Origin of the sequence: Bosea sp. BIWAKO-01 (genome assembly GCF_001748145.1) — a bacterium.
Lineage (GTDB): Bacteria > Pseudomonadota > Alphaproteobacteria > Rhizobiales > Beijerinckiaceae > Allobosea.
This window is the reverse complement of record NZ_BCQA01000001.1, coordinates 804,969-819,273: the sequence shown is the minus strand read 5'-3', so window position 1 is coordinate 819,273 and position 14,305 is coordinate 804,969. Positions and strand designations below refer to the sequence as shown.

Sequence of the window (14,305 nt, the reverse complement as noted above, 5' to 3'; positions counted from 1 at the left end):
TCGGTAGGCGTGAACTCAATAGCGGCCGCGCGCCCAGTATTGCGAGCCGGGGCTCATCAGCACCTGGCGCTGGCGGGTTTCGTAAAGAGCGGGGATCGTCTCGTGCACGACCTGCGTCTGGCGCACCATGACCTTGCGCTGACGCTGGCCATAGACGGCAGGCAGGGTCTCGTAATCGGTGCTCGCCGGGCTGATCTCGACCGTACGCTGCTGGATGCCGTAGCGCGCGGGCACATCGACCCAGCAGCCGGTGACGTTGCCATAGAGATCGCGGCTGACCTCCCAGCGGCGGCCCGCCGGTGAAATCAGGACCTGTTCGGCAACCGTGCTGTACTGGGCCGGGCGATAGCGCGGGATGACCCGCTGCGGATGCACCATCACCTGCTCGGTGACGTATTCATATTCGGCCGGAATGATGCGCGACTGCGTCTGTGCGGGGCGCGCGACATAGGTCTCGTTGATCGTGCCATAGACCGGGGGCGACTGCTGCAGCGTGTAGCAGGCGGAGCCATAACAGCCACCGCCAGCCTGGGCGCCCTGGGCGCCGAGCAGCAGCGCGGCCGCAGCTACCGAAGCGGCCAATGCGGAAGCGGAAAACACCTTGCCTCGCATGTCTGACTCCGAACTCCCCGGCGGCGTCCTGGCGCCGCCGTGTTGGAGGCAGAAAGCCAGCCGGAAGTGATGAACGCAAGGTAAACGCTAAAACAAGGTAAAATTAACCATGATCGGCCGCATCCGGCAAGGCCCCGAATACTGAACTGGAATGCAAAGGCGGCGGGCCGGCGAGCCCTACGCAGCGGAAGCCCGCTGGCTCAAGGGTAGAGCGGGCCGCAAGTCCCGGCCGGGCGCCGTGGCAAGAACGGTTTCGTTCAGCGTGCAGCTGAGATGGACGCAGCTTCGGGCTGCATCCCCGGGCTCAGATCACGTTCCGCTCGGACCATGAGAGGCGCAGCAGGACAGGTTGCCGGATCCTCCGTTCACAGCCTCCTGAATGGGCGGGCAGGGAACCGAGCCATAGGAACAGAACACGCAGCAATCGCCCTGTTTCGGCCGGAGCAATGCGCCGCATCCCTTGCATTCGTAGAAGAACTGGCAGGCGTCGGTCGGCATCGTGTCGGCCGCAGCATGTCCGCAATGCGGGCAGGTAATCAGAGACTGAAGCTGCATTCGATTCACGCGCGGCTCTGAGAGACGGGGCATCTTAGATGCAATTCCAGTCGACGGGCCGGGTCAAGCTGACAGGACGACTTTCATGAACGTCCTGCATGTCAGGTCTGGCGCTGCCCGGAGGGATTGGGTCCCGGCGCAGTGGCTTTCGCTGAGCTCCCTCATGGAGCCGGCAGAAGTTTCCAGGGCAGGGTGGCCCTCCCGTCGGGGGACACCGGGCCGGCCAGAGGTGACTCGATGCGGCCCCGCCCCCGCAAGCCAAGATCCCACGGGGGTTACTCGAGGAGCCTGCGCAGGTCTGTTTCTGTCAAACAGACCCAGTACCCAATCTGTTCGAAGTCAGGGCCTGCGGTTGAAAATTCAGGATAGGCTAGGTCTGGCCCGGCCTCAGCTGATAGAAGACGTGCCGGCCGATTACGTCCATCTTCTTCAGCTTCTTGGCCCAGTAGGGCCGGACATAGTCGGCATGGTAATGCGTGGAGGCGCCGACATCCGCGAGATAGGTCGTTCCCTCATAGACCTCGCGCGCGATGCGCACGGAGGCGCGCCACGGCTCGGGCTCGGTGATGCGCAGTGACTTGCCTTCGCAGGCGAAGGTGAATTGGCAGGCGAGGTAGCGGTTGCGGTTCTGGTAGACCACGCCGCAGACCGTATCCGGATAGAGCCCGCTCTTCACCCGGTTGAGCACGACCTGTGCCACGGCAGCCCGGCCTTCCTCGGATTCGGAACGAGCCTCGAAATAGACGGCTTCCGCGAGGCAGCGCTGCTCGCGCGCCATGTTCTCCGGCAGGATCAGCCCGGTATAGATCTGCTTCGGCCCCGGATCGCTCTTGCGCGCGACGCTGGTTGCGGGGGCTCTCGCCTTCCCGATGGCGGCGGGCCGTGCGGCGGCGACGGCGGGCGGCGTCGTCGGCGCGATCGTGGCGACGCTGTAGTTCACGACCGGAGTCGACGAGGACTGAGCCGAGGGCTGCGGAACCGAAGGGGTCGAGCCGTCGATGCTCTCGAGATGCAGCTCGGCCCCGCGCGGCGAGGTGATGATCGGCTTCGGCGAACTCGGCGAGGAATCCGACAGGGCCGGATCGGTCAGTCCTTCGTCATTGGCATAGGGCTCGAAACCCACTTGCGGGCCGTCGGCGCTCTCGCCTTCGCGCACGGCGTCGAGCGCAAAACCACCGGAGATCAGGCCCGGCTGGTTATCGCCGAAGACGACACGTTCGAGCTCGCGCGGCTGCGGGGTGAGGGTCAGGCCCGGGCGCAGGCCCGGCAGCAGGTCGCCCTTGGCGCTGCGGTCGACCTCGGGGAAGGCGCTCGCGGTGCGCTTCATGTCCTCGCGCGGCTGACGCGGATCGATGGCGATGCGCCGTTCGGGGTCGTCGAAGGAGAGATGAGCCTGCTGGATCGAGGATGACAGCGTGAGGCCCGGCAGGCGGAAGGCGCTGGCCGCGACCAGCATCGAGGGGCCTTCCTCGAGCACGGAATCGGGCGAGGGCGCGGCGCGCCGCACGAGAGAATAGGGAAGCGTGTCGCCGTCGTGATTTTGCCCGGCGGATGCGGTGAAAGAAACCAGGAGCCCGACGGACAGCGCCCAGGGCGCGACCGTAGCCAGGGCCCATTTCAGACCCAGCGCCCTGATTCGCCTCGTGCGACGCCGCAACCGCAACTGACTCAACGCTCTGCCCGCCTTGACAACACCGGGGGTCGGCCGCGCAGCCAAGGCGCGCTTTTCGACGATCCCGTTATCCATCCGGTAGGGTTGAGAGCCGGTTAATGCCCAGCTCGGGCACGCGCTATTCGGCGATCCGCGTTCCATGCGCGGCCGTGATGTGGAATTTCACGAAAAGACGTTGTTGCGGCTCGGGACGAAACGATAACGTGCAGCCACACGTTTAAACTTGCTCTCCTTCTGTCCTACTGTCGGAGCTCCTCATGAGTGCGGCCACTGGGCGCAGATACGCGCCCGAAATCGTCGTCGCTGCCGGCTGTCTGATCGCGCTGATCACCTTCGGCCCCCGCGCCAGCGCCGGTCTGTTCCAGATCCCGATGACGCTCGAGTTCGGCTGGGGGCGCGACACGTTCAGTATCGCCATTGCCCTGCAGAACCTGCTCTGGGGCCTTGGCGCCCCCTTTGCCGGCGCTGTGGCCGACCGATTCGGCACGGTGCGGGTGCTGTGCTTCGGTGCACTGCTCTACGCTGCCGGCCTGATCGTCATGGCCTATGCCACGACGCCGATGACGATGCATCTCGGCGCCGGTGTGCTGATCGGCTTCGGCCTCTCGGCCTGTTCGTTCAATCTCGTGCTGGCTGCCTTCGGCAAGCTGCTTCCGGAGCAATGGCGCCCGATGGCGTTCGGTGCCGGCACCGCGGCAGGTTCCTTCGGCCAGTTCCTGTTCCCGCCGATCGGCAACATCATGATCGAGCAGATCGGGTGGCATCAGGCGCTTGTCGTCTTCGCCGGCTCGGTGCTGCTGGTGATGCCGCTCGCCATCATGCTGGGGACCCGCAAGACCGGGGGGGCGAAGCAGGTTGCTTCGGCCGTCAACCTGCCGAACCAGAGCGTCACGCAGGCTCTGACGGAAGCCTTCAAGCATCGCAGCTACGTCCTGCTCGTGCTCGGCTTCTTCACCTGCGGCTTCCAACTCGCCTTCATCACGGCGCATATGCCGGCCTATCTCAAGGATGCCGGGCTGCCGGCCTGGGTCGGCGGCTGGACGCTTGCCGTGATCGGCCTCGCCAATGCGGCGGGTTCTCTCGGCTCCGGCTGGCTGACCTCCCGCATGCCGAAGCGCCATTTGCTGGCCTGGATCTATCTGGGGCGGGCGGTTGCCATCGCCGCCTTCATCCTGCTGCCGGCGAGCCCGGCAACCGCGCTGGCCTTCGGCGTCGTGATCGGCCTGTTCTGGCTCTCGACCGTGCCGCCGACATCCTCGCTGGTCATGCTGATGTTCGGCACGAAATACATGGCAATGCTCTATGGCTTCGCCTTCTTCTCGCATCAGGTCGGCGGCTTCCTCGGCGTGCTGCTCGGCGGCATCCTCTATGAGCGGACCGGCTCCTACGAGATCGTCTGGTGGCTTTCGGTCGCTTTGGGGGTCGCCTCCGCCCTGATCAACCTGCCGATCGTCGAGAAGCCTGTGACGCGCGCGGTGCCGCAGCCCGCCTGATCGGGGTGACGCAAAGGCGCACATGCTTGCGCCTTGCGGATTGCCCGGGCTCGTTCCACTCCTGTCGTGACCAGTTGGCACGACAGGAGTGATGCATGTCCAGCTTCAAGGCGCTCGTCGCGACGAAGGGCGAAACCGGCCCGAACCTCGCCTTTGCGGATTTCGCCGAAGCCGACCTGATGGAGGGCGACGTCACCGTCCGCGTCACGCACTCGACGGTGAATTACAAGGACGGGCTCGCGATCACCGGCAAGGCGCCGGTGATCCGGCGCTGGCCGATGATCCCGGGCATCGACTTCTCCGGCCGGGTCGAGACCTCCAGCCACCCCGACTTCAAGCCGGGCGATCTCGTCATCCTCGATGGCTGGGGCACGGGCGAGACCCATCTTGGCGCCTATGCCCAGAAGAGCCGGGTCAAGGGCGATTGGCTGGTGCCGCTGCCCGCCGGCATGACCCCGGCCGACGCCATGGCGATCGGTACCGCGGGCTATACCGCGATGCTTTGCGTGCTGGCGCTGGAGAAGCACGGGCTGAAACCAGCGGATGGCCCGGTCGTGGTCACCGGTGCTGCCGGCGGCGTCGGCTCGGTCGCGATCGCGCTTTTGGCGAAGGCTGGCTGGCATGTCATCGCCTCGACCGGCCGCGCTGAAGAGGCCGACTATCTCAAGGGCCTCGGCGCGGCCGAGATCATCGACCGCAACGAGCTCTCCAACCCCGGCAAGCCGCTGGCCAAGGAGCGCTGGATCGCAGGCGTCGATGCGGTCGGCTCGCATACGCTCGCCAATCTGCTGGCGATGACCCGGTATGGCGGCGCCGTTGCCGCCTGCGGCCTGGCCCAGGGCATGGATCTGCCGGCCTCGGTTGCGCCCTTCATCCTGCGCGGCGTCTCGCTCCTCGGGGTCGATTCGGTGATGTGCCCGAAACCACGCAGGCTCGAGGCCTGGGCGCGGCTGGCTTCTGATCTCGACCGCGACAAGCTTGCTTCGATGACCTCGACGATTCCGCTGGAAAGCGTGATCGAGACCGGCAAGGCAATCGTCGAGGGCAAGGTGCGGGGGCGAGTGGTGGTCGAGGTGGGCTAGAGCCTCGGACCGAAACGTGGAATCCACCTTTCGGAAAAGTCCGATGCCACGCAAAGAGATGGATCGCCGCTTCGCATCCGGCAGGACGCACGGCGGTCCAAGCCTCACCCCGTCCCCTCGATCAGGCCGCGGTGCTTCGCGAGTTCGTTTCCACAAAAGTCCATGAAGGCACGCACGCGCGGCGCGTTCCGGATATCGGGATGGGTCAGGATCCATAGTCCCGTCGAGAAATCTGGATTGGGCGCCGTCAGGCGCTTCAGGCTGGGGCGCTGATCGGCGATGAAACAGGGCAGGGGGCCGATGCCGATTCCCTGTTCGACGGCTTCGGTGAGGCCGAGCACGGCCGAGCATTTGAGCGCGATGCGCTCCGGCGCGACATGGTCGCGGACATGGCGTGCCGCCTTCACATAGCCGAGCTGGTCGCCGAGCGTGACCCAGTCCCGCTTGAAGAGAACTGCAGGATCGGCAGCTTCCTCCGAGGTGAGCCCGTCCTCGCTGCGGCCATAGATCGCCCAGTTCAGCGTCGCGAGCCGGCGCCCGACCAGGGTTTCGCCGGGCGAATCGCTGGCCCGGATCGCGACATCGGCGTCGCGCTTCGAGAGATTGAGCGTCTGGTAGCCGATGGCGACATCCAGCCGGATCGCCGGATGCGCCTTGCGGAACGCAGCGAAGATCGGCAGCAGCATATTGAGGAAGAGCGTATCGGTCGTGGTCACGCGAACCTCGCCGGACGGGGCGACATCGCGCCCGGCCAGGCGGCGGTCGAAGGCGGTGACATCCTCCTCCATGCGGCTCGCCAGGACGGCCATCTCTTCGCCGGCGCAGGTGGCGACGTAGCCGGTCTTGTGGCGTTCGAAGAGCGGCAGGCCGAGTTGTTCCTCGATCTGCCCGAGCCGGCGGAACACGGTGGAATGATTGACCCCGAGAGCAGTCGCCGCCCCCGTCAGCCCGCCCTGATCGGCAATTGCCTTGACCAGCCTGAAATCATCCCAGGCGAGATTGGACTTCATCGACGCAGGCTCCCGTTGGGGCGGGCAGCATCGCGATATCTTGCGCAATTGCAAGACGCCGTTTGCGGGGCTCAGCGCGGTGCGGCTGCGCGCCTCAGCCGGTCGTTGATGGCTTCGCCGAGGCCGTGCGCGGGCACCGATGCGATCGCAATTGCCCTGGGCCCCTGCGCATCGAGTTGACGCATGTAACCGAAGAGATTGGCAGCGGCTTCCGCGAGATCGCCGGCCGGGCTCAGGTTGAGCGAAATCGCCGGCGCGACGAAGCCCGCCTGTTCCGAGCCGAAGCCGAGCCAGGCTTCGCCGGCGCGCGGGGCTTCGGCGTCCAGCCGTACCGCGGCAGCGGGAGCATAATGCGAGGCGAGCAGCCCGGGCGAAATCGGTGCGGCGCCAGCCTCCCCGGCGAGCACCAGCGGGCGGCCGATCACACCCTCGATCGCTGCGCGGGAGACGCCGCCCGGCCGAAGCAGCCTGGGCGCCCCATCGAGGCAGGCGATGATCGTCGACTCGACACCGACCTCGGCCGGCCCGGCATCGACCACGGCATCGATCCGGCCATCGAGATCGGCCAGCACATGCTCTGCACTGGTGGCGCTGACCCGCCCCGAACGGTTGGCGGAGGGCGCGGCGATCGGTCGTCCGGCCGCCTCAAGAATGGCATGGGCGAGCGGATGCGAAGGCACCCGCAACGCGACGGAGGCAAGCCCGGCGCGCGCCAGCTCGCTGACCTGGCAGGAGGACGAGGCCGGCACCACCAGCGTCAAGGGCCCCGGCCAGAAGGCCTTTGCCAGTGCCAGCGCATTGGCATCGAACAGGCCTTCGCGCCGCGCTGCCTCGACGCTCGGCAGATGTGAGATCAGCGGATTGAAGCTGGGCCGCTCCTTTGCCGCATAGATGCCGGCGACGGCGTGGCCGGATGTCGCGTCGGCCGCCAATCCATAGACGGTCTCGGTCGGCAGCGCGACGAGGCCGCCGGCGCGCAGCAGGCGGGCGGCCTCGGCAATGCCTTCGGCATCGGCATGCAGAATGCGGGTCGGACGTATCCCGGAGCCCGTTGACCTGGAATGGTTCATATATAAACTGTGTTGCGCGGCAGTGCGTATGGCGGAAAGTCGTGAGGCTGGCGCGTGGCGAAGGGGATAGTTCGTCGCTAACATCGCCGTCAACGCATAACGACGGCAGCAGACCTTGCGCCGGCACATTGCCAGGCAGGCAAGGCATTCAGGGAGAAGGCCATGAGCTATCGCGCCCCGGTCGAGGACATCGTCGCCACCTTGCGCCACGTGGCGGGGTTGGACCGGCTCGTTGCCGATGGCCTTGCGCCCGAGCTCGACGGCGGAATGACCGAGGCGATCCTCGGCGAGGCGGCAAAATTTGCGGGCGATGTGATCGCGCCGCTCAACATGGTTGGCGACAAGGTCGGTTCGACGCTCAAGGATGGCGCGGTGACCACGCCGCCCGGCTGGAAGGAGGCCTACAAGGCCTGGGCCGAGGCCGGCTGGAACGCGCTGCCGGCTCCGGAAGCCTATGGCGGGCAGGGCCTGCCGGCGCTGGTGCAGTCGGCCTGCACCGAGATGTGGAATTCGGCCGCCTTCGCCTTCGCGCTTGGCCCGCTGCTCACAGTCGGCGCGATCGAGGCACTGCATGCCCATGGCTCGGCGGAACTGAAGGAGACCTATCTCGCCAAGCTCGTCTCCGGCGAGTGGATGGGTACGATGAACCTCACCGAACCGCAGGCCGGCTCCGACCTCAATGCACTGCGCTCGAAGGCCGAGCGCGCCGGGGACGGCACCTATCGCATCACCGGCCAGAAGATCTTCATCACTTATGGCGAGCACGACATGACCGAGAATATCGTGCATCTCGTCCTTGCCCGGCTGCCCGATGCGCCTCCCGGCACACGCGGCATCTCGCTCTTCCTCGTGCCGAAATACCTCGTCAACGCTGATGGAACGCTCGGCGCCCATAACGACCTGCGCTGCTCCGGCGTCGAGCACAAGCTCGGCATCCATGCCTCGCCGACCTGCTCGATGGCCTATGGCGACAATGGCGGCGCAATCGGCTGGCTGATCGGCGAGGAAAATCGCGGCCTCGCCTGCATGTTCACGATGATGAACAACGCCCGGCTGAACGTGGCGCTCCAGGGCGTCGCCATCGCCGAGCGGGCCTATCAGCAGGCGCTCGCCTTCGCCCATGAACGCAAGCAGGGCGCGGCACTCGATGCGCCGAAGGGCGCGCCGATGAGCCCGATCATCGTGCATCCCGACATTCGCCGCATGCTGATGGAGATGCGCGCCAAGACGCAGGCGGCGCGTGCGATTTCCTACATGGTCGCGGAAGCGCTGGATCGTTCACATCGCGAGACCGATATCGGCAGGCGCAAGCAGGCGGCCGAGCGAACCGCGATCCTGACGCCGGTGGCGAAGGCCTATGCGACCGATATCGGCGTCGAAGTCGCCTCGACAGGCATCCAGATCCATGGCGGCATGGGCTATGTCGAAGAGACTGGCGCGGCCCAGCATCTGCGCGATGCCCGCATCGCCACGATCTACGAGGGAACCAACGGCATCCAGGCCATCGACCTCGTGCAGCGCAAGCTGCCGCTCTCCGGCGGCGATGCCGTCAGGGCGTTGATCGCCGAGATGCGGGGCGTGGTGGGCGAAGTGGCGGCGGCCAACACGCCCGGCTTCGGCCGCACCGCCGAGCGGCTGAAGAGCGCGGTCGATGCGCTGGAGCGCGCAACCGAATGGATGCTCGCGACCATGGGGGCGAAACCCGCCGAGGTGCTCGCCGGCGCGACGCCTTATCTCAAGCTCTTCGCCCTGGCGCAGGGCGGAACCGGGCTGGCGAAGAAGGCGCTTGCCATGCGCACTGAGGAAAACGGCGCCGCGGCCGTGGCGACGGCGCGTTTCTTTGCCGAGCATGGCGCCATCGAGGCCCCGGGGCTGGAGCTCGCGGTTACAGAAGGCGCTGGCGCCGTGACCGAGGCCGACGTGGTCTTCGCCGCGTGAACGGGGCGCCGCGCGCCTCAGCCGGCCTTGCGCACGCGCATGTGCAGGAACAGCGGCGCGACGCGGGTATCCGCGAGATAAGGCTCGCGCGCCGCTGTTTCCGCATCGACAGTCGGCTCGTGCATATGCTCGATGGTGAAGCCTGTCGTGACGAGGAGGTTGATCCAGTCGCTCAGCGTGCGATGGAAGCGCGGCACCTTGAACGGCTCGACCTTGGCCTTCTCATGCTCGGGCGCGGCCCCGAAGCGCCAGGTCTCGATCTCGCCATTGGTGGCGCGGAAATACTCGCGCACCTCGATCCCGAGCACGGTCTTGTTCTCGTCGCGCAGAACCCGCCGGAACGGCGTGGCGAAGCAGGGATGCAGGATCGAGAATTGCAGAAAGCCGCCGGGTCGCAGGACACGTTCGGCTTCGGCCAGGACGCGATCCTGCCGCGGCATGTCCATCAGGGACATGAAGGCGGTGGCGAAATCAAAACTCCCATCGGCGAAGGGCAGATCCATGCCGTCGGCGACTTGGTAGGAGATGCCAAGTGGAGCGGCCGCTTCCGCTTCCTGCGCATGTCGAATAAAGGTCGGCGCGATATCGATGCCGGTCATCCCGGCGCCGGCCTGGGCAATGCGACGCGTATTGGCGCCTTCGCCGCAGCCGATGTCGAGCCCCTCGAGCCCGCCGACAGAGGGCAGGTTCGCCATGAAGGCCGGCGTATTCTGGGCATCCCGGTAGAGGTCGTAGCCGGCGCGCGCATGGCGCGTCCAGGTTTCGGCATTGGCCTCCCAGCAGGCGGCGACGTCTGCGCTGTCCATTCACGCTCTCCTGATTCGGGGGACGGTTCGTCTAGAGGATTGCCGATGCCTGCGCCACCGGAATTGTCGCTCCGGTGGTGACCGGCGCCGACCTTGCGGCAGGTCCGCTGGCCAACCGCATCTGCCTCGTTGCAGGAGCCTCCCGCGGCCTGGGGCGCGGCATCGCTCGGGCGCTGGGCGAAGCGGGGGCAACCGTCATCGTCACCGGCCGCTCGAGCGAGGCCGGCCCCCGCACGGATCAGCGGCAGGAGACTTTTGAGGACACGGCGCGCGAGGTCGAGGCGGCCGGCGGCAAGGGGCATCCCTATCGCTGCGACCATACGCAGGAGCGCGAGGTCGATCAGCTTGTCTCCTGGGCCCTGCGGCGCTTCGGCCGGCTCGACTGCGTCGTCGATGCCGTCTGGGGCGGCAACGAGGGCTATGACGGCGAGAGATATCCCGACGGTTCGGCCTTCGGCACGCCGTTCTGGCGTCGCCCGGCCGCACGTCTGGGCCAAGGCTTCGAGAGCGGCGTCTATGCGCAACTCCTGCTGGCGAAAGCCGTCGCGCCAGCCATGGTGCAGATGCGCAAGGGGCTGATCGCAACCGTGGGCTTCGATACCGGCGCGGGCTATCTCGGCGATGTCGTCTACGATCTCGCGAAGGCTGCGATGAACCGGTTGACCTTCGCCATGGCGCAGGAACTCAGGCCTTACGGCGTCGCCGCGCTTGGCCTCTCGCCCGGCCATGTCCTGACCGAGCGGGTGCAGGATGCCGGCATGGCGGCCGAAACGACGGAGACGCCGCTCTATGCCGGCCGGGCTGTCGTCGCGCTCGCCGCCGATCCCGATGTCGGTCGCCACGCCGGGACCGTGCTGCACGTCGCCGATCTCGCGCGAACCTATGGCTTCACCGATCAGGACGGCACTCAGCCGGCCCGTTTCACCATTCCAGATTGAGAGGGAGAGAGACCGTGTCGCTCAAGAACAAGACGCTCTTCATCACCGGCGGCTCGCGCGGCATCGGGCTCGCGATCGCGCTCAAGGCGGCCCGCGACGGCGCCAATGTCACCATCGCCGCGAAGACAGCCGAGCCGCATCCGAAGCTGCCGGGCACAATCCATACCGCCGCCGCCGAGATCGAGGCAGCCGGCGGAAAATGCCTGCCGCTGATGGTCGATGTGCGCGATGAGGCTGCGGTCGCGGACGCCATTGCCAAGACGGCAGCCACCTTCGGCGGCATCGACATCGTCGTGAACAATGCGAGCGCGATCAATCTGACCAATACGCAGATGACCGACATGAAGCGCTTCGATCTGATGCACCAGATCAACACGCGCGGCACCTTCATGGTCTCGAAATACGCAATTCCGCATCTGGAAAAGGCGGAGAACCCGCATATCCTGATGCTCTCGCCGCCGCTCGACATGAAGACGCACTGGTTCGCCCCGCATCTCGCCTATTCCATCGCGAAATATGGCATGAGCCTGTGCGTGCTGGGCCTGGCCGGGGAACTCGCTGCGAAGGGCATCGCGGTCAACGCGCTCTGGCCCCGCACCACCATCGCGACCGCGGCCGTCCAGAATCTGCTCGGCGGCGACAAGATGGTGCAGGCGAGCCGCACGCCCGAGATCCTGGCCGATGCGGCGCATATGATCTTCCTGAAGTCGTCGCGGCAGTTTTCCGGCAATTTCCTGATCGACGACAGCTTCATGGCCGGCGAGGGCATCACCGACTTCTCGGCCTACCGTGTCGACCCATCAGTGCCGCTGATGCCGGACTTCTTCGTGCCCGCCGACAGCAAGCCGCCGGCCGGTGTGAAGGGCGGAGTGTGAGCGCGCCAGAAGGCGCGTCATCGGTTTGACATCGTTGGCGGCTTGGAGTTCCTGCACTGCAGCAAGGCGCCCAGCCGGCCGCTGACGAGTCGCTCCCCTATGCTCCTGATCCACAGCATCTGCCCCGACCATGGCGACCGGTTGGCCCATCGCCCGCTCTCGCAGGATGAGCCGATCCCGGTGGGAGCCGTCTGGATCGATCTGCTCAATCCGACCTCCACGGACGACAAGCGCGTCGAGGCGCATCTCGGGATCTCGATCCCGACGCGCGAGGAGATGCATGACCTCGAGCCGTCCGAGATCATCTATACCGAGAACGGCGCGCATTACATGACGGCGCGGGTGATCTGCCAGTCGGACAGCAATGTCCCCAAGCTGGCGGACGTCACCTTCATCCTGACCGAGAAGGCGCTGGTGACGGTGCGCTATGACGAGCCCGGCGCATTCGGCATCTTCCTCAACCGGGTCGCCAAGCCGGGCGGATGCGGAATGCAGCCCGAGGCGATCATGGAGGGCTTGATCAAGGCCATCGTCGACCGGGCCGCAGAGGTGCTGCGCGGCGTCGGCGACAAGATCGACGGTGCCTCGCGCCGGGTCTTCGACGGCAAGGCGGCCGAGGTGGAGCAGGGCAGCGCCTATCAGGGCGTGATCCAGAAAATCGGCCAGTACGAGCACATCATCTCGAATGTGCGCGAGAGCATGGTGGCGATCGAGCGCGTGCTGCTCTTCCTGTCGGCCAATTACAAGCGGCCGAAGAAGGCCGCGAGCGGCTTTGCGCCGGAGTGGCGGACCTCGATCCGCGACGTTCAGGCCATCGAGGAGCACGCGACCTTCCTCTCGAACAAGCTGCAATTCATGCTCGATGCCACGCTCGGCCTGGTCAGCATCGAGCAGAACAAGATCATCAAGCTGTTCTCGGTCGTTGCGGTCGCGCTGATGCCGCCGACCTTGATCGCCTCGGTTTACGGCATGAACTTCAAGACGATGCCGGAATTGGAATGGCAGTTCGGGTACCCGATCGCGGTCGGCATGATGATCGTCGCGGCGGTGGTGCCTTATGTCTTGTTCCGCTGGAAAAAGTGGCTCTGACGCCTGGATTGAAGGTTGCCTTGGCTGCCTGAGCCTTTGAATATGCAGGTCCCTCCGGAGTAGCCCGCCGATGAGACGCCTGCTCGCCGCCGTCCTGCTCTCGCTCGTGTCGCTCTCGCCCGCCTTTGCGGACGCGACCATCCCCACAAAGGACATTCCCGGCGCCAAGGACAGTTCGTTCCTCAAGCGCTACGATGGCTCCTTTATCGTCAGCTACGAGCGCGTCGCCTTTACCGATTTCAAGGTGCCGCTCTCGGCGCTCGAGCCGGTGGATCGGCGCGATTCATCCAACAATGCCGTCTTTCTCCCCAAGCAGGAGAAGGAGGTCGAAGGTCCCCGGACCCGTCTTGTCTATCTCCTGCCGGCAGAGCGCTCGCCCCTCGAGGTGCTGCGGAACTACCAGGATGACGTGGAGGCTGCGGGCGGATCGGCCCTGTTTTCCTGCAAAGCCGAATCATGCGGCGGCGACGCGCGGCGCTCGAGTAGCGGCGGCGGCGGCGATATGAGCCTCCTGATGTACTTTGTGCACGAGCGCGACCTGAAGGAGCCGAGCTTCTCCAATGGGGCATGCGCACTGACGCCGTCCATCACCGACCAGCGTTTCTTCTCCGCGAAGATGCCGCATCCCGATGGCGAGGCCCATGTCACCGTCCAGACCTACCAGGTCAGTGACGACCTCTATTGCAAGGCGTTCAACGGCCGCACGATTGCCGTCGTTCACATTGTCGAACCCCGCACGCGCGATCGGAAGATGACGACGGTGAAGGCCGACGAGATGGCGAGAAGCATCGGGGCGACGGGCCGCATTGCGCTGTATGGAATTTTCTTCGACACCGACAAGGCTGAGCTCAAGCCACCGTCCGAGCCGGCCCTGGCCGAAATCGCGACCCTTCTGAAATCCGATCCCCAGCTGGCGGTTCTGATCGTCGGCCATACCGATAACCAGGGAGGCTTCGACTATAATGTCGAACTCTCCCGCAAACGCGCGGATGCGGTGGTGAAGGCGCTGGTGACGGCCTACAAGGTCGAGGCCAAACGTCTGCGCGCAGCCGGGGCGGGCATGATCGCGCCGGCCGCCGCCAACGACGCCGAGGATGGCCGTGCCAGGAATCGCAGGGTCGAAGTCGTCAAGCTGAACTAGCGCGTCGGGCGCTCAAGCCGATCT

At 66.0% G+C, this 14,305-nt stretch carries 13 protein-coding genes; 7 read left to right on the top strand and 6 right to left on the bottom strand.

Going from position 1 to position 14,305, the window contains the following annotated elements; translation table 11 throughout:
* Positions 1-15 precede the first annotated feature (15 nt).
* From BIWAKO_RS03745 to BIWAKO_RS03740, 3 genes are all read right to left on the bottom strand, one after another.
* Positions 16-612: a hypothetical protein gene (locus BIWAKO_RS03745; RefSeq protein ID WP_141739967.1), complete on the bottom strand. Its 597-nt coding sequence runs from the start codon at positions 610-612 to the stop codon at positions 16-18.
* 309 nt (positions 613-921) lie between these two features.
* Positions 922-1,167 carry a GDCCVxC domain-containing (seleno)protein gene (locus tag BIWAKO_RS36565; RefSeq protein WP_074471501.1) on the bottom strand — a complete coding sequence of 82 codons (246 nt, stop codon included), beginning with the start codon at positions 1,165-1,167 and terminating at the stop codon, positions 922-924.
* Positions 1,168-1,537: 370 nt separating this feature from the next.
* Complete coding sequence (locus BIWAKO_RS03740; RefSeq protein WP_244523348.1) at positions 1,538-2,824, bottom strand: cell wall hydrolase; 1,287 nt, start codon at positions 2,822-2,824, stop codon at positions 1,538-1,540.
* A gap of 272 nt (positions 2,825-3,096) precedes the next feature.
* On the opposite strand from BIWAKO_RS03740, the gene BIWAKO_RS03735 reads away from it, so the two are divergent.
* Positions 3,097-4,332 (top strand): MFS transporter, encoded by a 1,236-nt coding sequence (locus BIWAKO_RS03735; RefSeq protein WP_069877394.1) that lies wholly within the window; start codon positions 3,097-3,099, stop codon positions 4,330-4,332.
* A 95-nt stretch (positions 4,333-4,427) separates the two neighbouring features.
* Positions 4,428-5,414, top strand: a complete 987-nt coding sequence (acuI, locus tag BIWAKO_RS03730) for an acrylyl-CoA reductase (NADPH) (protein WP_069877393.1) — start codon at positions 4,428-4,430, stop codon at positions 5,412-5,414.
* 104 nt (positions 5,415-5,518) lie between these two features.
* On the opposite strand, the gene BIWAKO_RS03725 is transcribed toward acuI, so the two are convergent.
* Together BIWAKO_RS03725 and BIWAKO_RS03720 are read right to left on the bottom strand one after the other, a co-directional pair.
* Positions 5,519-6,424: a LysR family transcriptional regulator gene (locus tag BIWAKO_RS03725; RefSeq protein WP_069877392.1), complete on the bottom strand. Its 906-nt coding sequence runs from the start codon at positions 6,422-6,424 to the stop codon at positions 5,519-5,521.
* Positions 6,425-6,495: 71 nt separating this feature from the next.
* Positions 6,496-7,494 carry an L-threonylcarbamoyladenylate synthase gene (locus tag BIWAKO_RS03720; protein WP_069877391.1) on the bottom strand — a complete coding sequence of 333 codons (999 nt, stop codon included), beginning with the start codon at positions 7,492-7,494 and terminating at the stop codon, positions 6,496-6,498.
* Between the two features lie 162 nt (positions 7,495-7,656).
* Between BIWAKO_RS03720 and BIWAKO_RS03715 the strand changes: the two genes are divergently transcribed.
* Positions 7,657-9,432, top strand: a complete 1,776-nt coding sequence (locus tag BIWAKO_RS03715) for an acyl-CoA dehydrogenase (protein ID WP_069877390.1) — start codon at positions 7,657-7,659, stop codon at positions 9,430-9,432.
* A gap of 17 nt (positions 9,433-9,449) precedes the next feature.
* Here the strand turns inward: BIWAKO_RS03715 and BIWAKO_RS03710 are convergent, their stop codons facing one another.
* Entirely contained in the window at positions 9,450-10,238 is a 789-nt protein-coding gene (locus tag BIWAKO_RS03710; protein WP_069877389.1) for a class I SAM-dependent methyltransferase, read from the bottom strand.
* 77 nt (positions 10,239-10,315) lie between these two features.
* Here BIWAKO_RS03710 and BIWAKO_RS03705 point away from each other — a divergent pair, with 77 nt between their 5' ends.
* The 4 genes from BIWAKO_RS03705 to BIWAKO_RS03690 all read left to right on the top strand — a co-directional run bounded on the left by BIWAKO_RS03705 (position 10,316) and on the right by BIWAKO_RS03690 (position 14,281).
* Positions 10,316-11,176, top strand: a complete 861-nt coding sequence (locus BIWAKO_RS03705; protein WP_176733257.1) for an SDR family NAD(P)-dependent oxidoreductase — start codon at positions 10,316-10,318, stop codon at positions 11,174-11,176.
* Between the two features lie 14 nt (positions 11,177-11,190).
* Entirely contained in the window at positions 11,191-12,051 is an 861-nt protein-coding gene (locus BIWAKO_RS03700) for an SDR family oxidoreductase (RefSeq protein ID WP_069877388.1), read from the top strand.
* Positions 12,052-12,150: 99 nt separating this feature from the next.
* Positions 12,151-13,140 (top strand): magnesium transporter CorA family protein, encoded by a 990-nt coding sequence (locus BIWAKO_RS03695; RefSeq protein WP_069877387.1) that lies wholly within the window; start codon positions 12,151-12,153, stop codon positions 13,138-13,140.
* Positions 13,141-13,210: 70 nt separating this feature from the next.
* Entirely contained in the window at positions 13,211-14,281 is a 1,071-nt protein-coding gene (locus BIWAKO_RS03690; RefSeq protein ID WP_069877386.1) for an OmpA family protein, read from the top strand.
* The last annotated feature ends 24 nt before the right edge of the window (positions 14,282-14,305 follow it).

Coding starts and splice junctions, on each gene's coding strand:
- BIWAKO_RS36565 (WP_074471501.1), bottom strand. CDS start 1,167: ATGCAGCTTCAGTCTCTGATTACCTGCCCGCATTGCGGACATGCTGCG.
- BIWAKO_RS03715 (WP_069877390.1), top strand. CDS start 7,657: ATGAGCTATCGCGCCCCGGTCGAGGACATCGTCGCCACCTTGCGCCAC.
- acuI (WP_069877393.1), top strand. CDS start 4,428: ATGTCCAGCTTCAAGGCGCTCGTCGCGACGAAGGGCGAAACCGGCCCG.
- BIWAKO_RS03725 (WP_069877392.1), bottom strand. CDS start 6,424: ATGAAGTCCAATCTCGCCTGGGATGATTTCAGGCTGGTCAAGGCAATT.
- BIWAKO_RS03710 (WP_069877389.1), bottom strand. CDS start 10,238: ATGGACAGCGCAGACGTCGCCGCCTGCTGGGAGGCCAATGCCGAAACC.
- BIWAKO_RS03695 (WP_069877387.1), top strand. CDS start 12,151: ATGCTCCTGATCCACAGCATCTGCCCCGACCATGGCGACCGGTTGGCC.
- BIWAKO_RS03745 (WP_141739967.1), bottom strand. CDS start 612: ATGCGAGGCAAGGTGTTTTCCGCTTCCGCATTGGCCGCTTCGGTAGCT.
- BIWAKO_RS03720 (WP_069877391.1), bottom strand. CDS start 7,494: ATGAACCATTCCAGGTCAACGGGCTCCGGGATACGTCCGACCCGCATT.
- BIWAKO_RS03690 (WP_069877386.1), top strand. CDS start 13,211: ATGAGACGCCTGCTCGCCGCCGTCCTGCTCTCGCTCGTGTCGCTCTCG.
- BIWAKO_RS03735 (WP_069877394.1), top strand. CDS start 3,097: ATGAGTGCGGCCACTGGGCGCAGATACGCGCCCGAAATCGTCGTCGCT.